Below are 21350 nucleotides of genomic sequence, written 5' to 3'. Positions count from 1 at the left end.
ATTTGCCTAACATCAACCATGACAGACGAAGTAAACGAGTTCTAAAAAGGCAACGGTATTGATCTTGAAATAGCGGTCAAAGGGCTATCTTTTTTCATTGACAGCCCGGAGGCTCATATGTGTTATGTGGCATTTACTCGCACCTACTTCCTTTGTCTTTAACCACATAAGCAGCAAACTTACCAGATTCACTACCTGCTATAAGCTCATGCTCGAACCGACCATCCAGTACATCAAACCAAAAGCATCTAATTTGTTTGTTTGGGTGATTAACCGAAATATCTTCTATCTTTTCATGAATTTCAGGGTCATCTAATAGTAGCTCGCCAAACAAAAAAGAAGCTTGAGCTTTGTAAGTGTTGGGAGTTTCAGCATTAAGCAATTCCAAAACAACAGATTTGTAGCGGTGTTTATTACGAATAAATAACTCTGTTGCCCCATCGTCCATACCAGAACCTAGAGAGTACATCTTGTGAAGTAAGAACACTTGAGCCTGGTTGCTAAAGGCAATAATCGCAATCAAAGCTGACGTTAAAACTACAATTCCGATAAATATTTTCACTTAACCTTCCATGCCACATAACAATTTAATAGTGCGCAAATTGCGCGTTTTTCTTCCGAGCATGTGCTCGTTTTTATCCATAGTGCCATCATTCAGAGTTTACTGAAAGTCAAAGAATACAGAGGTTAAGCTTAATAAGGGCTAATTACGTAAAGGACAAAAACGCGCGATTGGGTCGTTTTCCTGAATATAGGGGAAAGGCAGCTAGAACCGTATACGTAGACAGGCATCTAACTCTCAACAATGACAATATTTTGGGCAGAAACTAGCTCATTGGGTCCTTTAAGTAATAGATAACCAACTTCCGGTTTACGTACGAAGCCGCCATACAGCCGTGATGAGGGCTTCAATAGACAAGTTACGTTTAACTCGTACTTTAGCCGCAGGTGGTATGCAGTAGTTTTTTGCTATTGTTTTAATGATAGTGAGTAACGCAAGAATCGTGTAGTACCTGGCTTTGTACATGAAGTGCTTGTTATATTTTTACAGGGATTTCCCACGTTCTTTTTATACTTTGCATTGATTCAACAAACTCGAAACTAGCCTCCCAAAAATATTTATTTTCTGAGAAGAATCCTTTGTTTGTCGGCTCCTTGTCGCGCGGGATAACAAAACTAAAATCTAAGATTGTTTTACCGTCTACCTGATTAATGTGTGTTGTTGCACTCGACTCCCAAACTATATCGTTTCGGCTCTCATCGACAGTGGTCTTGCTGCGCCGCCATAGAGTAATTGATATTTCTTTAACTCTATTAACGTTTGGCTTTTCAATTTCAATAGAACCTTTAAATTCCTCGCCAATAGTGCAGATTGATGGGGTTAATGTTAACGGAGTCTTGCCCAGTTTATAAAATTTCCGCTTTTGATAAGCACCTATCACCCATACAAGAATAGAGAACGAAAAAAAGCCCGCAAAAAATAAGTATATAGCAGGTGAGTTTGATTTAGTTGATGTGTAAAGAAGGGTAATCGCAGCAAGAAAACAAATTATGCCAAAAATTTGAATGGCAATACCAGTTTTACTCTCTTTGCTGTGTATAACTTTATCCATAAATTTTATTCCTTTATAAATACCCTTGGTTGAATGCAAATATAACCTCGCTTCCCCCGATTAACTATATTCTGTTTCTCAAAGGGAAGTCTATAAAATGTCCGTTTTACGTTTCAGCCTAAAGAGTCGCTGGCTCAAAAAGACAGTGAGCAGGTGTTCAAAGCCGTGACACTATTGTTTTTATCCGATTCATTATCTTTTTTGCATCCGCGTACGGATTGGCTGCAACGTTTCTCATCCATGGTTACTTTCAATTATAACTGTTGAGGAACGCCCTTTAAGTCTTCAACTAATTGTTCTGTAACACCAAACATAGGTCTTCAATTGAAAACACCAGTTTGATTGTATTGCGCATTCAAACGGGTCGTTTCAATCACTACTTTCGGTGGTGGAGGATCCATATGTGCAAAGGAAATAGAGAGCTTTTCACAGTCGCCTTATGAAAGAACCTAATCAGATAGATCTCATGGCGAAGAATTGCAAACACTCTTCTTTATCACATCCTTTACTACATTTTTTACTAGGTCGTAGCGAGCGGGCAGCGCTGCGTGTGCTGCCTGAACGCAGTAAAGAGGTTCGGTAACATCATTTTTAGGTTTATACATCACAAGCTGATTTGCCACGTCAACAAACTCTAGCGTGCTGCTTGGTAACACCGTAAAGCCAAGCCCTTTACTTACTGGAATAAGAATTTGAGAGAGTTGGTTTACATAACCTGAGTGCTTAAGTTTATTCGGGTTAATAAGTGCTAAGTCTGCCTCGCCGCTATCTTTAATATAGCGCTGAAGATAGTGTACGGCGTCAGGATGATTAATAAGCCCCAGTGTATTGAGCGTGTCGACGACGTTGTATGCGCTGTATTTATTATGGCGCTTTCCTTTTTTGGTTAGGTACGAGCTTGGCAAAATAAGCCCTAAAGATTCTTCACCTAGATAGGTACAGGACACGTCTTCTGTATTGGGCATGTTCGTCACTATGCCAAGTTCAAACGTCCCGTTAGTGATACCTGTAAGAATGGTTCTTCTAGGCGCAACTTCAAGATGAATGTTAAGTGCTGTGTGCTTCGTCTGCAATGCGACAAGAGCAGGGTAGATTCGCTGAGCAATGGCGCCTGAGCAAGCTACGATACATTTGCCCTCATATGGCTCATCAAACTTTAAGCTAGCAATGAAGTGTTGCTCCTGCTGCTGTTGAGCTTTGGCATATTCGAACACTCGCCGCCCCTGTTCGGTAAGCTGAATGCCTTTACCTAGGCGAATAACTAATTCGCAGCCACACGTTTCCTCAAGCTTTTTTAGATGCTGGCTTACGCCGGGCTGTGTCATAAAACGCTGTTCAGCAGTGCGGGTAAAGTGCCCTGTTTCAACTAGCGTTATAAAGGTGTCTAACCAAATAGGATTTAGCATTTATATAATTTAAAATTATCAAAATAAGAATTTATGATAATTTCAAGTTTCTGCTTTGTCTAGCTATCATCACTTCACGTTGACTCACAGGCATCATTGGATGGCTTGGGTTTCTTTCTATTATTGTGTAACGCAGAAATGCGTTAAGAGGAGTAAGTGATGACTGAAGCAGTAAAAACACCGTATCCACGTACGTTTTCTCATATTGGGCTATCGGTTCCCGATTTAGACGCGGCCGTTAAGTTTTACACCGAAGTACTAGGTTGGTACTTGATCATGAAGCCAACAGAAATTCTAGAAGATGATTCTGCAATTGGTGAAATGTGTACCGACGTGTTTGGTGCTGGCTGGGAAAGATTTCGCATAGCTCACTTATCCACTGGAGACAGAGTAGGGGTGGAAATATTCGAATTTAAAGATCAGCAAAACCCAGAAGACAACTTTGAGTACTGGAAAACGGGCATCTTTCACTTCTGTGTTCAAGACCCTGATGTGGAAGGCCTTGCGGACAAAATTGTCGCCGCTGGTGGTAAAAAGCGCATGAAAGCACCGCGTTATTACTACCCTGGTGAAAAGCCTTACCGCATGATTTACATGGAAGACCCGTTTGGCAACATTCTTGAAATTTACAGCCACAGCTATGAACTGCATTACGCAAGTGGCGCTTACGAGTAAGCGTTAATTCATTATCTAGGCTAAAACTGACGCCGCAGTTTCTGCTTTAAATACACCGAATGTTAGATGGCACAAACAAGCGCGGCGTCTGTTGCAATTAACCCCAATGCCATTGACCCCAATGCAATTAACCCCAATATAATTAACCATAAAGCCCAGACACATAGGGGTTGGTTGCCCTCTCTGTGGCAATAGTTGTGGTAGGGCCATGCCCTGGATAAATGGTCATCAAATCGGGAAGCGTGAGGATCTTTTGCTTAATTGAGCTTATCAACTGCTGCTGATCGCCCTGTGGGAAGTCAGTACGTCCGATCGACCCTGCAAAAATAATGTCCCCAACAATCACTTTATTGCTAGTGCGTTCAACCAGTGCTACGTGTCCGGGAGTATGCCCAGGGCAATGCAACACATTTAACGTTAAACCGCCAACAGCAATGGTGTCATTATCATTAAGCCACTGGGTCGGCTCAAAGGGCGAAGCAGGTGGAAAACCAAACATCTGACTTTGCTGCATGAGGGCATCTAACCAAAACTTATCACCTTTATGTGGACCAATAATGGGCACGTTAAAATGTGACGCTATTTCTACGGTTCCGCCAACATGGTCGAGGTGACCATGGGTAAGTATTATTTTATCAATATCAACATGGTTGTCGTTTGCCGCTTTGATCAACTTATCTACGTTACCACCCGGGTCGACAAAGGCGCCCTTCATCGAGTCTGGATGCCAAATTAGAGAGCAGTTTTGAGCGAATGGGGTAACGGGTATAACAACAATTTCCACAATATTTCTCTTATCTTCTTTCTTTGTATATATGCAAATTAACGCTTTTAGTCTTTCGCGTTTTTCGTGAACAGCCAGTAAAGTGCTGCGCCTATCACCAGTTCGCCAACTAAGAACAACCAGGCATTGGTTGCCGACTGACTGATAGACCAAATACACACAGCCAGGGCTATAAAGGGTACTGCACGTTTGACGATGTTGGGTGTGTAGGTAAGTTGATGCTGCGCTTTCATAAGCACTACAACGCATACTGCATAAACCACAAGCCTCGCTAACACACTTGAAATAGCAAGCCACACAAAGCTTCCGCTTAGTGCCATAATACCTGCAAAAACACCCAACACTAAAACCGAAATATACGGTGTGGCGAATTCGCTGTGTACTTTGCCAAGCCAGTGCTTACCAAGGTTTCTCGGAATAAGAGACTGACGTGCCATCGAGTACGTAAGGCGAGATGTTGAAATCATGTTGGCGAGTAAGTTGCCTGCCACAGACACAACTGCGGTTAACGTCATTACCAACGCACCCGTTTCACCAAAAATAATATTCGCAAGGGCGATTAACGGGGCACTATCGGGTGTCGCAGCGCCAAGCGTATGCCAATAAAGCCACTGAACACAGAAATAGAATAACGCTATGCCTGACACTGTTAGCATTAGTGCTTTCGGTATCGTTTTCTTCGGAGAGTTGGTTTCGCCGCTAGTAACCACAACCGTTTCAAAACCAATGAATGCATACAGCGTAATGAGTGCGCCTGCGGAAATGGTATCTAATGTTGGGGTGACAACGGGCGAAGCAGTAGAGAAATCAAGTTGCCAATATCCTACGCCAATAAGCGCTACAAAAGGCAGTAGCTTCAAAATGGAGATAGTATCGAGGGAGCGCATTGCAGCTTTTAGTCCCACAATATTGACAAATATGAGTAGGCTAGTGAGGGCTATTATTGCCAGAGATTTTCCCATTCCTGCGTTGATTTCTGGCCACAAATAGCCGGCGTACAGCAGCAGAACGTGCATATTTGCCGCAATGGCAGTGGCTCTAGCAAGGTAATACACAAACCCCGTTTGAAAGGCTGCCGCATTACCAAACCCTTTGCGTGCGTATATAACCGGCCCGCCAGTTTCTTGATAAAAAACAGCAAGCTGCCCAAAACACCACACAATGGTGAGCATAAGGGCGCCAAAAATAAGAAATATATAAGGGCTAAACGCACCTAACTCTGCAGCCATTTTAGCAGGCAAGGCAAAAATACCTGCGCCGATAAGGCCGTTTAGCACAAGTAAGGCGGCACCAATGCCGCCAATACCCTTAGTGAGCAGGCTGTTTCTAGTCATTGTTTAGGCTAAAAACGTGTTCACCGGCAACATAGGTCGAAAGTACTTTAGTTTTCCAAATGTGCTGAGGCTCAATACTGAAGATGTCTTGGTCGACTAAAATAAAGTCAGCCCATTTACCTGGAGTAAGTGTGCCTAATGTATCTTCCATATGCCCTGCATAGGCGGCGTCAAGGGTAAAGCCTTTAAAGGCTTGTTCAATAGACAAAGCTTCGTGGGCATACCAGCCTTTTACGGGCTGGTTGTCTCTGTCTTGACGGGTCACCGCAGCGTGTAGGCCATAAAACGGATTCGCTAATTCCACCGGAAAGTCAGAGCCAAGTGGCAGCGCAATGCCTGAATCTAGCAGCGTTTTCCAGGCGTAGGCGCCTTTCATTCGATCTTTACCAATGCGATCTTCTGCCATATTTTTATCGCTGGTGGCATGGGTAGGCTGCATAGATGGCAGTACCTTCAAGCCAGAAAAGCGAGCTAAGTCGTCAGGTGCAATTACCTGCGCATGCTCAATGCGGTTGCGCAGTTCGCTTCCACCAATACGGTCAAATGTACTTTCAAACTCATTCAGTGCTACGTGGTTTGCTTTATCGCCAATAGCATGGTAATTCAGCTGAAACCCTGCGCCTATTACAGTAGTGAATAGCTCAGTCATATCTTCTGGCTGAGTCAGCAATAAGCCGTGTTGATGAGGTGCATCGGAATACGGCTCTAACAACGCCGCGCCACGACTGCCGAGTGCGCCATCGCCATAGGCTTTTACAGAGCGTATATACAAAAAGTCGTCGTTATCGCGAATAGTCCCGTTACCCAGCATGGTGGATAATTCAGGATCGGTAGCACTCACCATGGCATAAATACGAATGGGTAAGTCACTTTCTACCGACTCTTTTAAATAGAAATCATACACATCGCGACTAATACCAGCGTCGTGCATTGACGTTATTCCGTTGGCTAGCAAGTGCTCGCCAGCTGCATCTAATTGCTGCTGATAAATAGCGTTACTTGCAGAAGGTAAGTGTTTTTCAATAAGCATTGATGCGTTATCAATAAATACGCCAGTAGGGTTACCGTTGGCATCTTTAATTATTTCGCCACCAACGGGAGATTTGGTGTCTTTGGTAATGCCGGCAATTTCCATCGCTTTGGTATTTACCCATGCGGCGTGTCCATCAACCCGGGTCAGCACCACCGGGCGGTCTGACACTACTTTGTCTAGGTCGCCTGCGCTTGGAAAAGCACGGTCGCTCCACAATTCTTGGTTCCAGCCACGACCGGTAATCCAGCTTTGCGCTTTATTCGCGAACGCATAATCTGACACCATTTTTGCCGCATTGCCTGCACTCGTGCTCTCCCGTAGGTTCACTTCCAACAAGTTGGCGCCTAACCCTAACAGATGACCATGAGCATCGATAAGCCCAGGAAGCATGACTTTGCCTTCGCCATCAATAGTCTTACTAATGTCAAAGTTTTCTGCATTGGCATCAAGGGCGAGCACTTTGCCCTCGTCCATTACCATATTACTGAATTGAACAAGCGTGCCACTGTCGTTTAGGGTGTAGCCTTTTACGTTTTTAACCAGTGTTGCTGCGTTTGCGTAATTAATAGAAATAACAGAGTTAAGTGCAATACAGGATGCCGCGAGCGTGAGGCTGGTTATTAGCTTTTTCATTGGTTTTGTTTTCATCATTCTTCTTCTGTTCCGTCGTCGAAATCTATAATAGGGGGTTGAAGTAAAAAGTCTTGCTCCCAAATTGCTGCCATTGATGCCTGGCTGATATTACCGCCAGACAGCATAACTAACGCCGTTTTGCCCGGAGGGGTATTAGCCGCCCACGATGCCACTGCCGCCATAGTCATTGCGCAGGTGGGTTCTATATGCAACTTCAATAAATGGTGCAGCCATTGGGTCCAATATGCAATCTGCAGCTCGTCAACTTCATAAAAATCATCGAGTTGTTGTAGTAACTCAAACGTTACATCGCCCACGCTGGGGGTGGCTGCACCGTCTGCTAAGGTAACTGGCGTGTGCTCAAGGGCCACAATCTCGCCAGCTTGCAGCGACATAGAAGCGTCATTCGCTTCGGCGGGCTCAGCGCCAATCACCAGCGCGTTGGGTTGCAATGCTCGTGTGGCTAATAGCGTACCCGCTAAGAGGCCGCCACCGCCACATGGCGCAAAGACTGCGTCTACGTTTCCTGCTTCTTCAAGTGCCTCTAAGGCTGCAGTGCCTTGTCCGGCAATAATATCTTCATGGTTAAACGGCGGTATCCACACGGTATCTGTGCCTTCGGCTGCTTCTTTCACCGCAATGTCTGCCTCAGGGCGAGTAGCAAACAGCTTTAATTCTGCGCCGTAGCTCTTTGTAGCCGCCGCTTTTATTGGAGATATATTTTCACTGGCGAAAATAGTGGCTTTTATACCAAAGTGAGCCGCGGAATACGCTACCGCCTGCGCATGATTACCAGAGCTATTGGCTACAACCTGTGATGGCAGTCGACCTTCTTCCTTTAATTTGGCTAGAAAGTTCATTGCACCACGAATTTTGAAAGCACCTATGGTTTGTAAGCATTCAGCTTTAAAGAGAATTCGATGACCCATCCACGAGTTCAACAGCGTTGATTCAACAATAGGCGTGCGTTTGACTGTCTCTTTTATGCGCTGGTGTGCTCGTGTCACGTCCTCAAAACACAATGGCTTACTCATTCGATAATGCTCTTACTTTTTTCTGCTATTTACTGTTGCTAATACCCTATCACTTGTAGGCAATAAGACAATTCATATTAGAGTGTGCTGACCTTTTCTGTACGAATTTTGGTCAAAGTGGGGCGTTTTTATCATCTCCCATCTTGGTTTGCTTATTCACTATTTACTTCACTGCTTTAAATATTATTCGCTATTTACTGTGTCTTGCGACAGTATTTATCTTCAGTGCATAAATACGTCCATGAGCAGAATGGGGCAAAACCAGTGCGTGCTATTTATAGAATTTGAGTGAGTAAGCGAAAGCGCTCTAATGTGAAGACTGAGTCAATTAAAATAAGGAAAATAGAATGGGTTTATTCGATACAATAATGGGAAATGCAAGTGAAACGAGTTCTGAAGATGTTCAGGAAGAACTGTCTCCAATACTTGCTGATAACGAAACGGTTACGTCGGCATTTAAATTGGTTCGTGACTTAAGCGTGTTTACCAATAAGCGATTAATAATCATTGATAAGCAAGGGCTGACGGGGCGAAAAGTGAATTATCACTCTATTCCGTATAAATCTATTACCCAGTTTATTGTTGAAACAGCAGGGCACTTTGACACTGATGCAGAGCTTAAAATTTGGCTGTCGGGCAAATCAGATGCTATCGAGATTGAACTGAGCGCTTCTTCCGCTCAGGCAGTGCAAAAAAACCTTGCCAATCAGATGTTTGCATAAGCGATTCGGTTATCGTTAGGCGGCCAAGACGCTTTCAAAATAAAAAGGGCATAACAACAAATTGTTATGCCCTTTTTCGTAGCTTACGTTTTCCTATAAGCTTTTTCGCTACACCTTCTTACTTTAGATTTCTCTCAAAGAAGTTAGTAATGGTTTTGTATAAGTGAATGCCAGTTTGCTTACCGCGAAGGCTGTGTTTTTTACCTGGATAGTCCATGGTTTCAAACGGGATAGCCAAGTCCTGCAAGTGCTTATAAAGCATTGTGGAATGGGTAAAAAGTACGTTGTCATCAGCCATTCCGTGGTAAATCAGCAGGTCGCCTTTTAAGTTTTTCGCGTATGGAAAGACAGAAGACGCAGTGTAAGCATCGTTCTCGGTGTTTGGGTTACCCATGTATCGCTCGGTGTAGTGGGTGTCGTATAAACGCCAGTCGGTAACGGGAGCACCAGATACACCTGCAGCGAAATAGTCGCCCGCTTTAAACATGGCCATAAGGGTCATGTAGCCACCATAACTGTGTCCGTGAATACCAATGTTGTCAGCATCAACGAAGGGCAGCGTGCGTAAATACTCTACGCCGGCAACTTGGTCATCAACCTCGATAAAGCCCATTTTTTTGTAAATAGGATCTTCAAACGCTTTGCCTCGGTAGTTAGAGCCTCGGTTATCTACCGTGAAAACCACATAACCTTGGTCAACCCAGTGTTGCATTAGTAAGCCACGATTTCCCGCCCACTTATTGGTAACAACTTGTGCGTGGGGGCCGCCATACAAATACACGATAACAGGCAATTTCTTATTCGGGTTTTCTACCGCGCTCTCTGGCTTGTAGATACGGTATTTTAGCGTCGCACCGTCTTTTGTTTGAATGTCGCCAAACTCAGGCTTAGTCCAGCTGTCCATATAGGCGTGCAAAGGATGGCCTTCTTCTACTTTATTTTCTTCGAGCCAAGTAATACGTTTGCCAGAAGCGTCGTTCAAACTGACTTGGAAAGGAGAGTTAACCGTAGAGAAACGGTCAATAAAAATAGAGGCATCACTGCTGAAAGTTGCGTCATGATAGGCGCCTAATTCAGTAATACGCGCTATATCGCTGGTGCCTTTTCCATCAAAAGGAACGACATAAATGTGACTTTCCAATGGTGTGTCTTTGCGGCCAGAAAAGAAAATGCGGTCGTTTTGCGTGTCGATGGCTTCAATACTGTCAACCACCCAGTCTCCCGATGTAAGCTGCTTAACCATTTTGCCGCTATTATCGAAAAGGTATAGATGCTTGAATCCATCGCGCTCAGAGGCCCAAACAAATTGACCTTTGTCTTTGAGAAAATACAGGTCGTCGTGCAAGTTAACCCAGGTATCACTGCTTTCATTTAACAGTACACGCTGTTTTTTTGTTTGCGTGTTGTACGCACGCAGCTCAAGGTTTTGCTGGTCGCGTGTTTGCCATTGGTAGGTAAATGTTGTGCTGTCCGGCATCCATTGGCCTCTGGCAAAGTACACATCTTTATCTTCGCCTAAGTCTACCCACGTACGCTCGTTAGTGTCTAGCGACTGAATGGCCAGTTCTACCACCACGTTAGGTGTGCCCGCTTTAGGGTACCTTTGTTCAATCAGTTTGATGTCATCGGCGTAAATCTCAGTACGCGTAATAACGTCTACAGGGCTTTCGTCTACTTTAGTAAACGCAATTTTGCTTTCATCTGGCGCCCACCAATATCCGGTCATTCTTCCCATTTCCTCTTGGGAAACAAACTCGGCCATACCAAACTTGATGTTGCCACCGCCGTCTTTAGTAATTGCCATCTCTTTGCCCGAGGCAATATGTTTTACATAAAGGTTCTGATCGCGAACATAAGAAATGTAATTACCTTTGGGAGATAGTTTGATATCTGTCTCAAAAGCATCGGTATCGAGTAGCTGCTTGGCTCCTTTTTCGCCAAGCTTGTGATAGTACACATCACCGCCAAGAGGGAAGAGCAGTGCCTTACCATCGTCAGACCATTCGTAGCTTACAATACCACTACCTTTTAGGCGCATACGCTCGCGACGGGCTTTCTCTTCGTCAGAAAGTACTTCTTCGCCGCTTTGTAAGTCGTTAGAATCAAACAACATGCGGGTTTCGCCACTGTTAATGTGGTATTCCCACAAGTCGAGACGTTCGTAGTCGGTTTGCTTTCCTTTTAAGAACGTAACGCGCGCGCCATCGGGAGACACTTTGAGTGTGCGAGGGGCGCTGCCGTCTAAAGAAGGTGATGAGAAAATTCGCTCAATAGTGAGCGTTTCAGCGTGTAAAGCAGTAGAGAGCATAGCGGCTCCAATTAAAAGGGCTTTTTTCATTGTTATCTGCATATTTTACTGTCGAAGGTTAGATTGTAGAGAAACCATCATATGATACAAGGTGCAAAGTATGAAATCCGCAATGGTGCTAGGAGCGACAGGTTTAGTCGGACGAACGCTCGTAAATATGCTTTTACAGGACAGGCGTTACGATGAAGTGACGTGCTTGGTGCGCAAGCCACTGTCTTCACAGATGTTCAATGACCCGCACAACCGGTTGAGACCGGTGGTTATCGACTTTGACAACCTTCAAGACTATCAAGGTTATTTCAGCGTGAATCATGTGTATTGCTGTTTAGGTACCACGCTTAAAAAAGCAGGTTCGAAAAAAGCATTTCGTCGTGTGGATTTTGAGTACATCCACGTTGCCGCTCAGCTTACTCGGGCTCAGCGAGCCGATAGTTTTGTATGGGTGTCTTCTGTGGGCGCTGATGCAAAAAGTAGTAATTTTTATCTCAGAGTAAAAGGCGAGCTTGAAAATGCCATTATGCGAATGCCTCAACTACCCAATGCATCAGCAGTAAGACCATCACTGCTGCTAGGAGACAGAGATGAATCTCGCTTACTTGAAGATATTGCGCAAAAAACAGCGCCCATTTGGCAATCTATAATGAAAGGCCCGCTTAAAAAATATCGCCCTGTTGCGCCAACTGATGTAGCTAGGAATATGATGTCTTTGCAAAAATGGTAAATCCCAAAAGTGATAAATGCGTCTTTAAACGGGAATCGGCGTTTGCCAAAGGCAATGATGATAATTCCAGAAGGCATGATGGGATAGAGGTGCAGTATGGTGTAATATGCGCGACCGTGATTTATCGCAAGCCTTAGAGCTAGGACCTGTTTTTAAATAGATGTGATTTTAAATAGATATGTTCTTAAAAATGTGTACCTAAAAAATGTTTCGTTGTAAGCAATTCAGTGTGGCGCAAGATAAGTGTGCCATGAAGGTGAATACCGACAGTCTAATTCTTGGTAGTTGGGTAATTCCCAATGGGGCCAAAAGTGTGCTGGATATTGGTACTGGAACGGGTATTCTCGCGCTTATGATGGCGCAAAAAACTGATGACGCTGTCCACATACAGGCGATTGAAGTAGATGAAAGCGCGGCGCAGCAGGCTAGAGATAATGCTGAGATGTCGAAGTGGTCGAAGCGAATTTCGGTGCACCACCAGGCCTTAGAGGTTTATAAGCCAAAGACAAAATTTGATATTATTATATCGAACCCACCTTATTTTGAGCACAGTAATAAACCCACCAATGCCTTTGCTAGTCAAAGCGGTGCACGACACAGTGCTCGACAAACTGGCTTACTTTCGCCGACTGCACTTTTTCAGTTTGCGGCGAATAACTTATCTACCGAGGGAAGTCTTTACTGCGTTTATCCTTATCGGCGAATGGCCGAAATAGAGCAAGCAGCGCTAATGTCTAACTTATATGTGACAGGTTGCTTGGTGGTAAAACACGACAGTAAAAGTGATCCCTACCTATGCGTCTACCGTTTTCAGGCTCAACGCGCTGATGATGCAAACTGCGAAATCGTAGCTGAGTCTCAAACCGAGGAGGCATATCCTTCCCTCAACATACGTGATCATCAGGGTGAGTATACACCTGAGTTCAAGGCGCTTTGCCGCCCGTTTTATCTAAAATTTTAAAAGAGAAGAAATCATGGTTGTCGTTGCCGAAGCATTTGGTGCAATTGCTGTTGTTTTAAACTTTATCGGTTATCGACAAAACAATGTTGACCGCTACTTGTTAATATCCGCGTTTGCATTAGCAAGCTTAAGCGCTCATTTCTTTATGCTAGATGCTATGGCAGCAGGGGTAGGGACGCTTCTCGCTAGCGTTCGCAACATCATTGCGATTAAAAACAGAAGTAACCTTATTCTGTTTGCCTTTATAGCGATTAATATTGGTTTTTTATGCTACGAGTGGTTTGTGCTTGAGCATCACTGGAACATATTTATCGCCTATGCTTCTTCACTTATCTTCACCATAGGTTCGATCGTAATACGAGACACCCATCAAATACGAAGAACCTTTCTAGTCGCTGAGTCACTGGGCTTACTCTATGCCATTTCGGTGGGAAGCATTTTTGGCACTGTGTTTAACATAAGTAACCTCATCAGCATTATTAGCAAACTCAAGCGGTAATCCGTATCTCGATAGCTTTTACTTCAAAAAAACTCACCCTTAAAACTTAACAGTGGTTGCTATTTATTTTAAATGGCGGCTTTTTTGTCGCTACTCTTTCTGAATGCAATGTAAGTGTTTACTTTCCTTTATATCTTTTCAAAACCAGTGTCTTAAGTTTAATAGTGGAAAGTCCGATAACCCCTTTTCATGGGTAAGGGTATCTTTATTAATGAGTGCGTATAAATGCCGCGATGTTTACTGATTAAAGATAGACGTATACTCGCGCGAGGAGTTTGCAATAAGTTTGGGAAGATGAGTTATGAATAAAACAAATAAGTTTTGCGGTGAAGAGCAAAAGAATAGTTTTAGTGAAGAGCTTCAGCGTAAGTTGGCGGACTGCGTTCCACTGAATATATATGCTCTCGCGAAGGGGCAGTTTCGATCCGAAAGCGATTCTACAAAGCCTGCAAGTGCAGCCAATGCTATTTTCAGAGCGACAATTAATTTGGGCGACTGAGCCTGTTATATCGAATTGATACTCTATTTAGCACCGACACAAAAAAGCCGCCCTAGGGCGGCTTTTTTGAGTTAATAAGGAAACTATCCCTTTTTAACTAGTACTGATACTTTTGAAATACCAGCAATTTTCACTTGGTTCATTACTTCTACCACAACGCCGTGTTCAGCTTCTTCGTCGGCTTGGATAGCAGCAGTGTCCGTATTGTTCTCAGCAAGATAAGTTTGCGCGTTTGCAACAACGCGACGAACGTCTACTTCACGTCCACCCATCGTAATAGTGCCATCTTCGGCAATACGAATTGAAAGCGCTTTAGAAGGCTTATCGTTTTTCGCTTGATTATCTTCTGGACGGTTAACGTCTAACCCTTTCTCTTTTACGAACGAGGTCGTTACGATGAAGAAAATCAACATGATGAACACGATGTCCAACATGGGGGTCATATCAATCTGAGCCTCGTCTTCGGCCGAGGTATGCTTTTTTCTTTTCATCTCGTCTTCTTTCTTCTGTTACGTTCGAGCCCAATAGTATACTGCTTGTTACAAAAATATACAGGCTTTTGTACAAAACAGTGTGCTCGTAACCACTTGTTGCTGGAAAAGTGCTCAATTCCGCGGTAATAAAACGACTAATAACTAACGTTTGTGCGAAATGGCGACGCCTAATTGGTAAAAATACAACATCAATGCCTGATTGAGTGTTACACGCAAATTACCATGAGGGTAAATGCCAAGTCTAGCTTCTGTGGATTTTTTTGTACCTTGAACTAAAAATGCGTTTTTAATATCGTGATCCTGAATACACGATTCGAAGGCGCGAGCAGCCATTTCTTGGGGCATGGCGTAATAAAATGTTTTAAGCGCTCTATCGGCCTCAACAGATTTTACAAAATACTCATTAGGTCGTTTATTGTGGTCTAAAAACATGAGGTCGAAGCAGTCGCTTAACTTTTGATTCAGCGGGTGAGGATTCATAATGGCATTATCTAACCAAGCCTGCGTGGCGAAGGTACCGTGAGATATCCCTTCGAACATGCGCGGGGCAATGTAATGATCAAACGCGTGAAACCATTCGTGGGCCAAAGAGCCGGCTCCCGCATTTTTCGCCAACGCTAACTGTCGTTTTCCACTGTGATAATGGGCGCTCGCATTTTTTTGTCCACCGCTTCCAAAAGCCAGTGACAGCGAGCCATTGAGCGAGAGCACCTGCTCGTTGATATTGAGTATGGTGGTGAGGTCGTATAAGGCATCGAAAAATAGATTGGCCGCTATTTGTTGCTCTTGAGGCGTAACCCATCTACCCACCGTGATGGTAGAAAAGTTAAATAGTTTTCTTATGTCTTGAAAAGACACGTCAGCGCCGTCTCTATGGCTTGGACCATTTCGATAAAAAGATTGATGAATACGGCCTTTAGATTCCACGCGTCTTTACACCTATGTGCGCCTTTATCAATCTTAAGCTAGAGAAATGAGAAGTTGTTCGCACCACGCTTCAATTCTGGCGTCTGTATTATCGTATTGATTTTCATCGTCCAGCGACAAGCCCACGAAGTGGCTTTTATCTTCGGTAAGTGCTTTAGAGGCGGTAAAGTCGTAACCCTCGTTAGGCCAATAGCCAACAATGTTGCAGTTGGCGGGAAGTATGGCATCGTGAAGCATACCAAGGGCGTCTTGGAACCACTCGCCATAGCCCAGCTGATCGCCAAGTCCGAATAACGCGATGGTTTTGCCAGACAAATTTAATTGATGCACATCTTCCCAATGGGACTCCCAGTCTTCCTGAAGTTCACCGAAATCCCAAGTAGAAATGCCAAAAATAATAATGTCGTAGTCTGAGGTGCGCGATAAACTCACATCTTTAATATTGTGAAGATGAACGACGTTGTCATCGAACAAACTATTAAGCTGGGCCTGAATTTTTTCCGCTGCCATTTCGGTATAACAGGTCGTCGAGCCGAAAAATAAACCTATAGACAGGGCGCCATCACTCATTAGATACCTCTTTATTTGCTAGTCGTTATTTACAGGGGAGAATACTACCTCTTTCCCATTACTCAACAAAGCTTTGCAGTGAACATCCTTACCTTTGTGTGAAATATTTAATACACCAATAGCACAGCCATTAAATAGTTCTTTCTCGCCATTATTTGGCGGTCTCGCTTTTACCGACATATTGCGACGTTTGGTAAATACGTTCAGGGGCGACTTTGCACCGTAAAGAAGGCGGTTAAGTCTATCGAACCAAGTGATCAAGGTTTCTGGAAACGCATTTTTTAAGCCGCTACAGGTAAACTGGGTAATATGAGGGCTGTTGCGTCTAAATCGCAGCCGCACATCGTAAACAAACGAATAGTGTACGTCCCCAGATAGGATAATAAATTCCGGCGGTGTTTTGTAATGCCTGAAAATATTGAGCATCACGTTGGCCGTGCCTCTGTGTGCCATCCAGTTTTCAGCATCCACAGTTAATGCCTTGCCAAAAAACGTGAACAGCTTTTGTATCGCTTCAATAATCTTCACCCCATAAATAGGAGCAGCAGACACAACGATAACGGCTTCTTTTCCAATGATAGAATGTTGAAACTCGCAAAGGGCTTCCCAGTCCATAAGGCCTGAAGGCTTGTTGAGACTAGATTCAGAGCGCCATCGCTGCGTGCGAGTATCTAATACCTCAATAGGGGGCGACGTATCAAGTCGATAATGCCATTCGCTGAAATCGAGCAGCTTATCAATAAATGTGTCGTGTTCATGTAAATCGCTACTACTAAACACTTTTTGTGCATCGCCAATGAGCGAGGCCACTTTCTTAGGCGCATTACCCCAGCCTTGACAGAGCAAGTACCCAATAAGCGCGTTACCAATCATGCGCTTAGACAGCGGGTTAGCGTAAACTTCTTGCTCCCAACCGCGGGTTAAATTCCAATCGTCAGTGACATCATGATCATCAAATATCATATAAGTGGGGACATGAGCGAGTGCCCGTCTTACTGAGGGAAGTTGCTTTACAAAGCCGTCGATGGTTTTTTGTTCTTTCTCAAAAGTGTCTCGGTACTGCTGAGGTATATGGTTATTATCGATGTCAATCAATGGCCAGAGAGCGTCAGACCAAACCAAAAAATACATCGCGAGAATTTCAGAACTGCCAATAAGGTGGTTTTGTGCATTCACTGATGTGAACACAGGTTTCTTTTTCGCACCGAAAAAGAGAGAGGACAATACCGTATTAGTGGCAATTTGTGGCAGCAACTGCTCTCGTTCATAAAACCCATGCGAGTGCTGTGCTAGCTCTGAGGTGTTGCTAACAACGGCGCCTTCCAACGCTTCGTGGTATAGCCCCAGTAAGTCGCAACACTGATGAATGGCTTTTAACATCGGTCCGGCCACGTCATCGGCATAAATTTGATCGCCAGTCATCAGTAATACATCTGGAAGTGATGAGCTGCCTGCAAGGCCTGTTTCAATCAGGGTATCGACTTGCGCGAGCGCATCGTCACCGTCAAAGTGTGGTTTGCGGCACGAGCCGTGTAAAATAGTTTCTGGCGTCTCGGTATAATGAAAACTTAAGCCATCTTGTGCGTTATACAGTAAACGTTGCTGCTCGAAATGCCACCTTTCGTTAACGGCTTTATCGGTAAAATCCAATTGATAATACACGCGTTCGCGATCGCTAAACTTGTGTGAAGCAGTTGCTGATATTAAATGGATGTGGGCGTATTGGCCCACCTGTACGCTTTCTGCGTGGTACTCAACCTCAACCTCAACCTCAACCTCAACATTATTACCGCGTTGCGTAAGGTGAATGGAAGGGGCATCAGGCAGCGAAGTCACTAGCCAAATATGGCACGTATCCTCAGTAACTTTGCGAACGATCGGGCCAGCAATAACCAACGGGAGGTCGGTTTGACGTTCTGTTCGATTGTCTCGCTCAGATTCTGAATGGGAATCTAACTGAGAGTCTAATTGAGAGCCTAGTGTTGAAATAGTTCGTTCCCCATTGTTACAGCATCACGTGTGCATTTTTATCGCACTTTACTCTTTTTTGTATATAAACGGTATGCTCTATATACTCGCTTACAATTTATTCATGCTCGGCTAGTGCTTATCTTGTGTTTAAGCCAGTGCATGATTCGTACTCTGAAAACGTGCGCCATCTAATCTCTTTTTTTTCCCATGGCTCACTATGGCTCTGTACTGCAAACCACTGCCAAAAAAGGAACTATCTCGATGCTAAAACATGCGCTGCTTATTTGCGTTACTGCACTAATTATAACTGCATGCAGTGAGACAAAAGAGGTAATTATTACCCCTGAAAAAGAAGATCTGACCGTAATTACCGTCGGAAACTGGATAACGCAACCAAATGGCAACGTGATGTTTGACCCACAAACATCTGGGTTGGTGGCTATCAACGATAGGCTTTTAACGATAGCAGACGCCAGCGCCGACAAAAGCCAGCAATTAAAGTTACATAGCATCGACCCCGCAACGTCAACGCTGCTGTCTTCAAGCAGTACCTTTTCTTTTTCACGTAAAGTAAGAAGAAGTTGCTTTTACAATTATTTAAGTACCGAACCTGATTTAGAAGCACTTACAGTAGATCCCAGAGACGCCAACGTTATTTACACCGTTACTGAAGATGCCACGCGAACCGGTGCACTTAGCCCCCGCTGTGAGTCAACATATAGCACAACAGGTTCCACTGATTATCCTACCTTATTAGTACGTTTAGCACGCAAAGACAACGGTGATTTTGAAATGACCCATGTTCGCCCGCTGCAGTTTCCAGCTTTATTTAACGTGGGCAACTTCCCAAATGACGGTATTGAAGGTATCACGATGGACGCAGATGGAACCATGTATCTGGGGTTAGAAAAAGATATCGCAGGTCAGCCTCGTATTTTTAGCGTAAACGTTGATGACAACTTTTTTTCAACGACAGACTTTGCCGTAGTTAAAGAACCCGCATTTTTATTACCTAAGTTTCCGTCGGGCAGTCACCCTATCAATGGGTTGGCACTGCACAAAGTCGAAGATCATGCTTTTCTATTGGCAGCGGCAAGAAACGACGACGAACTGTGGATTATAGATGTAGCTGGTGAACAACCTACACTACGAGTACCTGTTACTTTTATGGTTAAAGGGGCAGGGGGCTGTGAAGACTATGTGATGGATAATGCCTCGATGGAAGGACTTGTCACTATAGGAAATACACTGTGGATTATAAACGACCCATGGGAAAAGAATTACTTAAAAAATGCCTCGTGCAAAGCTGATGAAGAAAAGTACAAAGACTTAGCGCCGCTGTTATTCTCGGTGCCACTTAACGACGCTTGGTTTCAATAGTCGACGTTTGATTAAAAGCGGTAGATTAAATCAATTGATTGTCTAAGGTTGATGAATAGCGCGTAATAGCAGTGGATGCAGCAAAAGCGAAGGATATCTAATTTCGCCAATCTGATAGGTTTTGTGTAGTAACTAATAAGGGGCAATCATTGCCCCTTTGTCTATTAAGTGTTTACGTTATTAGACGCTTAAATTATTAGACATTTATTTAAACGTCTTTGCGAAGTCGCGATGCAAATGTCTTTTTAAACTTCGCCAGTTTGGGTGCCACTACCATCGAGCAATACTGATTTTGCGGATTATTTTTGAAATAGTCCTGATGGTAGTCTTCGGCCGTGTGATAATTGTTCACTTCAACCACCTCGGTTACGACGGGGTTGGGCCAAATTTCTTCAGCGATAATCTCAGCAATGATTTTTTCCGCCTCTTCTTTTTGCGCTTCGTTATGATAGAAAATCGCGCTTCTATACTGCGTACCCACATCATTACCTTGACGGTTAAGCTGAGTTGGGTCGTGCAGCGCAAAAAAGATTTCCAATATCTCGCGATAGCCAATGGTGTCCGCATCAAAGGTAACTTGCACCACTTCAGCATGTCCGGTATTGCCACCACATACCGATTGATAAGAAGGTGACGGCTCTTCGCCGCCTGCGTACCCCGATATCGCTTTTTCCACACCCTCAACGGTATTGTACGCTGACTCTATGCACCAAAAGCATCCGCCTGCCAATGTGGCGACCTGTAAATTTGCCATGATTAAACCTCTCAATTTCAATGACTGTAGTGTGGGTTCCACCTGCGTCTAACTCAAGTCATCCAAGCATGTTTTTTTAGCGTATAAACGAATAACAAATACAAAAATACATACTGCGTACGGTTTAGTACGTTTTTAATCAACTTGAGGTTTTGTAGTGATTATTTTTTATGATGGCTATTGTCCGCTGTGCATGACTGAAATGAAGCACTTGAGAAAGCGAGACAAGCACAATCGATTAACACTCGTTGACATACAAGAGCCAGATTTTAGTGAGCGTTACCCCACATTAGACTGGCATGCATTGAATGCAAGAATTCATGCACTTCGAGAGGATGGAACCTTGATAACTGGCTTAGATGTTACCCATGAGGCGTGGAAAGCAGTAGGCGTTGGTTGGCTTTATGCGCCTTTGCGTTGGCCTGGTATTCGTATTATTGCCGACGGTTTTTACAACATTTTTGCTAAACACAGATACACAATTTCTTATTTACTCACAGGCAAAAAGCGCAGCTGCGAGCGCTGTATACCAGGAGAGCCCAATGACAAGTAAAACACTAATAATTGGTGCCTCAGGCGGCATCGGTAATGCATTAGTTAGTCGATTTGCAGACAATGGCGATGAGGTTATTGCGGTAAGTCGAAGCGGATACGTCGACAGCAGTTGGCCTGATAATGTCTCTTCAAAAACCATAGCAGAGCATGACGAAGCTAGCATTTCTGCTTTTGTGGAGGAATTGAAAAGCCAAGGCATCAAACTTAATAATGTGGTTGTGACTACAGGCGTATTAAAAGACGACGATTTAGGAGTAAACCCTGAGAAGCGTTTAGAAGATATGAGCGAAAACGCACTGGCTTCCTATTTTGCCGTGAATTCAATTATTCCTGCTCTGTGGCTAAAGCACCTTGATAATCATTGAGCCTCCTCCCTATCAGCATAAACTAAGTTTATCCTAATAGGCGACCAAACCAAGGGAGAAAACTCAATGAACTTTTATACTAATACACATCCGTACTATTGTGGAATCGATC

The 21350-nt window shown here is 43.9% G+C and carries 22 protein-coding genes; 9 read left to right on the top strand and 13 right to left on the bottom strand.

The window, feature by feature from the left end; all coding sequences use genetic code 11:
- Positions 1 to 133 precede the first annotated feature (133 nt).
- The 3 genes from O9X84_RS18980 to O9X84_RS18970 all read right to left on the bottom strand — a co-directional run bounded on the left by O9X84_RS18980 (position 134) and on the right by O9X84_RS18970 (position 3019).
- The gene (locus tag O9X84_RS18980; RefSeq protein WP_248518901.1) at positions 134 to 562 is read right to left on the bottom strand and encodes a hypothetical protein; all 429 of its coding nucleotides are present in this window, start codon (positions 560 to 562) and stop codon (positions 134 to 136) included.
- 475 nt (positions 563 to 1037) lie between these two features.
- Positions 1038 to 1613: a hypothetical protein gene (locus O9X84_RS18975; protein WP_269521236.1), complete on the bottom strand. Its 576-nt coding sequence runs from the start codon at positions 1611 to 1613 to the stop codon at positions 1038 to 1040.
- Positions 1614 to 2077: 464 nt separating this feature from the next.
- Positions 2078 to 3019, bottom strand: a complete 942-nt coding sequence (locus O9X84_RS18970) for a LysR family transcriptional regulator (RefSeq protein ID WP_269521235.1) — start codon at positions 3017 to 3019, stop codon at positions 2078 to 2080.
- A 159-nt stretch (positions 3020 to 3178) separates the two neighbouring features.
- On the opposite strand from O9X84_RS18970, the gene O9X84_RS18965 reads away from it, so the two are divergent.
- Positions 3179 to 3694, top strand: coding sequence for a lactoylglutathione lyase family protein (locus tag O9X84_RS18965; RefSeq protein WP_269521234.1), 516 nt, complete (start codon positions 3179 to 3181; stop codon positions 3692 to 3694).
- A gap of 142 nt (positions 3695 to 3836) precedes the next feature.
- Here the strand turns inward: O9X84_RS18965 and O9X84_RS18960 are convergent, their stop codons facing one another.
- Genes O9X84_RS18960 through O9X84_RS18945 form a run of 4 tightly spaced genes read right to left on the bottom strand, consistent with a single transcriptional unit; the run spans position 3837 to position 8512 of the window.
- On the bottom strand, positions 3837 to 4478 hold the full coding sequence (locus tag O9X84_RS18960; protein ID WP_269521233.1) for an MBL fold metallo-hydrolase: 642 nt from the start codon (positions 4476 to 4478) through the stop codon (positions 3837 to 3839).
- A gap of 47 nt (positions 4479 to 4525) precedes the next feature.
- Entirely contained in the window at positions 4526 to 5812 is a 1287-nt protein-coding gene (locus tag O9X84_RS18955; RefSeq protein WP_269521232.1) for an APC family permease, read from the bottom strand.
- On the bottom strand, positions 5805 to 7496 hold the full coding sequence (locus tag O9X84_RS18950; protein ID WP_269521231.1) for an amidohydrolase: 1692 nt from the start codon (positions 7494 to 7496) through the stop codon (positions 5805 to 5807). Before O9X84_RS18950 ends, O9X84_RS18955 begins: the two co-directional genes overlap by 8 nt.
- The gene (locus tag O9X84_RS18945) at positions 7493 to 8512 is read right to left on the bottom strand and encodes a serine/threonine dehydratase (protein WP_269521230.1); all 1020 of its coding nucleotides are present in this window, start codon (positions 8510 to 8512) and stop codon (positions 7493 to 7495) included. Before O9X84_RS18945 ends, O9X84_RS18950 begins: the two co-directional genes overlap by 4 nt.
- A gap of 347 nt (positions 8513 to 8859) precedes the next feature.
- On the opposite strand from O9X84_RS18945, the gene O9X84_RS18940 reads away from it, so the two are divergent.
- Positions 8860 to 9234 carry a PH domain-containing protein gene (locus O9X84_RS18940; protein WP_032095544.1) on the top strand — a complete coding sequence of 125 codons (375 nt, stop codon included), beginning with the start codon at positions 8860 to 8862 and terminating at the stop codon, positions 9232 to 9234.
- Positions 9235 to 9352: 118 nt separating this feature from the next.
- Here O9X84_RS18940 and O9X84_RS18935 read toward each other — a convergent pair whose 3' ends face one another.
- Complete coding sequence (locus O9X84_RS18935) at positions 9353 to 11572, bottom strand: S9 family peptidase (RefSeq protein WP_269521229.1); 2220 nt, start codon at positions 11570 to 11572, stop codon at positions 9353 to 9355.
- 70 nt (positions 11573 to 11642) lie between these two features.
- Between O9X84_RS18935 and O9X84_RS18930 the strand changes: the two genes are divergently transcribed.
- The 4 genes from O9X84_RS18930 (at position 11643) to O9X84_RS18915 (ending at position 14222) form a co-directional block, all read left to right on the top strand.
- Positions 11643 to 12263: an NAD(P)H-binding protein gene (locus tag O9X84_RS18930; RefSeq protein WP_269521228.1), complete on the top strand. Its 621-nt coding sequence runs from the start codon at positions 11643 to 11645 to the stop codon at positions 12261 to 12263.
- A gap of 229 nt (positions 12264 to 12492) precedes the next feature.
- A complete protein-coding gene (locus O9X84_RS18925; protein WP_269521227.1) occupies positions 12493 to 13224 on the top strand; it encodes a tRNA1(Val) (adenine(37)-N6)-methyltransferase in 732 nt (243 codons plus the stop codon).
- 13 nt (positions 13225 to 13237) lie between these two features.
- Complete coding sequence (locus O9X84_RS18920) at positions 13238 to 13723, top strand: YgjV family protein (RefSeq protein WP_269521226.1); 486 nt, start codon at positions 13238 to 13240, stop codon at positions 13721 to 13723.
- 301 nt (positions 13724 to 14024) lie between these two features.
- On the top strand, positions 14025 to 14222 hold the full coding sequence (locus tag O9X84_RS18915) for a hypothetical protein (protein WP_269521225.1): 198 nt from the start codon (positions 14025 to 14027) through the stop codon (positions 14220 to 14222).
- 83 nt (positions 14223 to 14305) lie between these two features.
- Here O9X84_RS18915 and O9X84_RS18910 read toward each other — a convergent pair whose 3' ends face one another.
- The 4 genes from O9X84_RS18910 to O9X84_RS18895 all read right to left on the bottom strand — a co-directional run bounded on the left by O9X84_RS18910 (position 14306) and on the right by O9X84_RS18895 (position 18109).
- Entirely contained in the window at positions 14306 to 14713 is a 408-nt protein-coding gene (locus O9X84_RS18910) for an ExbD/TolR family protein (RefSeq protein WP_269521224.1), read from the bottom strand.
- Between the two features lie 144 nt (positions 14714 to 14857).
- On the bottom strand, positions 14858 to 15643 hold the full coding sequence (locus O9X84_RS18905) for a CLCA_X family protein (RefSeq protein WP_269521223.1): 786 nt from the start codon (positions 15641 to 15643) through the stop codon (positions 14858 to 14860).
- A gap of 33 nt (positions 15644 to 15676) precedes the next feature.
- On the bottom strand, positions 15677 to 16213 hold the full coding sequence (fldB, locus tag O9X84_RS18900) for a flavodoxin FldB (RefSeq protein WP_269521222.1): 537 nt from the start codon (positions 16211 to 16213) through the stop codon (positions 15677 to 15679).
- Between the two features lie 18 nt (positions 16214 to 16231).
- Positions 16232 to 18109 carry an alkaline phosphatase family protein gene (locus tag O9X84_RS18895; RefSeq protein WP_269521221.1) on the bottom strand — a complete coding sequence of 626 codons (1878 nt, stop codon included), beginning with the start codon at positions 18107 to 18109 and terminating at the stop codon, positions 16232 to 16234.
- Between the two features lie 336 nt (positions 18110 to 18445).
- Between O9X84_RS18895 and O9X84_RS18890 the strand changes: the two genes are divergently transcribed.
- Positions 18446 to 19564, top strand: coding sequence for a hypothetical protein (locus O9X84_RS18890; RefSeq protein WP_269521220.1), 1119 nt, complete (start codon positions 18446 to 18448; stop codon positions 19562 to 19564).
- A gap of 208 nt (positions 19565 to 19772) precedes the next feature.
- On the opposite strand, the gene msrA is transcribed toward O9X84_RS18890, so the two are convergent.
- Positions 19773 to 20318: a peptide-methionine (S)-S-oxide reductase MsrA gene (gene msrA / locus O9X84_RS18885; RefSeq protein ID WP_269521219.1), complete on the bottom strand. Its 546-nt coding sequence runs from the start codon at positions 20316 to 20318 to the stop codon at positions 19773 to 19775.
- A gap of 157 nt (positions 20319 to 20475) precedes the next feature.
- On the opposite strand from msrA, the gene O9X84_RS18880 reads away from it, so the two are divergent.
- Positions 20476 to 20871, top strand: coding sequence for a thiol-disulfide oxidoreductase DCC family protein (locus O9X84_RS18880; protein WP_032095557.1), 396 nt, complete (start codon positions 20476 to 20478; stop codon positions 20869 to 20871).
- Entirely contained in the window at positions 20861 to 21238 is a 378-nt protein-coding gene (locus tag O9X84_RS18875; RefSeq protein ID WP_269521218.1) for an SDR family NAD(P)-dependent oxidoreductase, read from the top strand. Before O9X84_RS18880 ends, O9X84_RS18875 begins: the two co-directional genes overlap by 11 nt.
- Positions 21239 to 21350 lie beyond the last annotated feature (112 nt).

The sequence above is a fragment of the Alteromonas sp. BMJM2 genome, assembly GCF_027257845.1.
In the GTDB taxonomy this organism is placed as follows: Bacteria; Pseudomonadota; Gammaproteobacteria; order Enterobacterales; family Alteromonadaceae; genus Alteromonas.
This window is presented reverse-complemented; position numbering and strand designations above follow the sequence as displayed.

What these genes read in the sequence shown, in the direction of transcription:
- O9X84_RS18975 (WP_269521236.1), bottom strand. Translation starts at nt 1,613, where the DNA reads ATGGATAAAGTTATACACAGCAAAGAGAGTAAAACTGGTATTGCCATT.
- O9X84_RS18970 (WP_269521235.1), bottom strand. Translation starts at nt 3,019, where the DNA reads ATGCTAAATCCTATTTGGTTAGACACCTTTATAACGCTAGTTGAAACA.
- O9X84_RS18965 (WP_269521234.1), top strand. Translation starts at nt 3,179, where the DNA reads ATGACTGAAGCAGTAAAAACACCGTATCCACGTACGTTTTCTCATATT.
- O9X84_RS18955 (WP_269521232.1), bottom strand. Translation starts at nt 5,812, where the DNA reads ATGACTAGAAACAGCCTGCTCACTAAGGGTATTGGCGGCATTGGTGCC.
- O9X84_RS18950 (WP_269521231.1), bottom strand. Translation starts at nt 7,496, where the DNA reads ATGATGAAAACAAAACCAATGAAAAAGCTAATAACCAGCCTCACGCTC.
- O9X84_RS18945 (WP_269521230.1), bottom strand. Translation starts at nt 8,512, where the DNA reads ATGAGTAAGCCATTGTGTTTTGAGGACGTGACACGAGCACACCAGCGC.
- O9X84_RS18940 (WP_032095544.1), top strand. Translation starts at nt 8,860, where the DNA reads ATGGGTTTATTCGATACAATAATGGGAAATGCAAGTGAAACGAGTTCT.
- O9X84_RS18935 (WP_269521229.1), bottom strand. Translation starts at nt 11,572, where the DNA reads ATGAAAAAAGCCCTTTTAATTGGAGCCGCTATGCTCTCTACTGCTTTA.
- O9X84_RS18930 (WP_269521228.1), top strand. Translation starts at nt 11,643, where the DNA reads ATGAAATCCGCAATGGTGCTAGGAGCGACAGGTTTAGTCGGACGAACG.
- O9X84_RS18920 (WP_269521226.1), top strand. Translation starts at nt 13,238, where the DNA reads ATGGTTGTCGTTGCCGAAGCATTTGGTGCAATTGCTGTTGTTTTAAAC.
- O9X84_RS18915 (WP_269521225.1), top strand. Translation starts at nt 14,025, where the DNA reads ATGAATAAAACAAATAAGTTTTGCGGTGAAGAGCAAAAGAATAGTTTT.
- O9X84_RS18910 (WP_269521224.1), bottom strand. Translation starts at nt 14,713, where the DNA reads ATGAAAAGAAAAAAGCATACCTCGGCCGAAGACGAGGCTCAGATTGAT.
- fldB (WP_269521222.1), bottom strand. Translation starts at nt 16,213, where the DNA reads ATGAGTGATGGCGCCCTGTCTATAGGTTTATTTTTCGGCTCGACGACC.
- O9X84_RS18890 (WP_269521220.1), top strand. Translation starts at nt 18,446, where the DNA reads ATGCTAAAACATGCGCTGCTTATTTGCGTTACTGCACTAATTATAACT.
- msrA (WP_269521219.1), bottom strand. Translation starts at nt 20,318, where the DNA reads ATGGCAAATTTACAGGTCGCCACATTGGCAGGCGGATGCTTTTGGTGC.
- O9X84_RS18875 (WP_269521218.1), top strand. Translation starts at nt 20,861, where the DNA reads ATGACAAGTAAAACACTAATAATTGGTGCCTCAGGCGGCATCGGTAAT.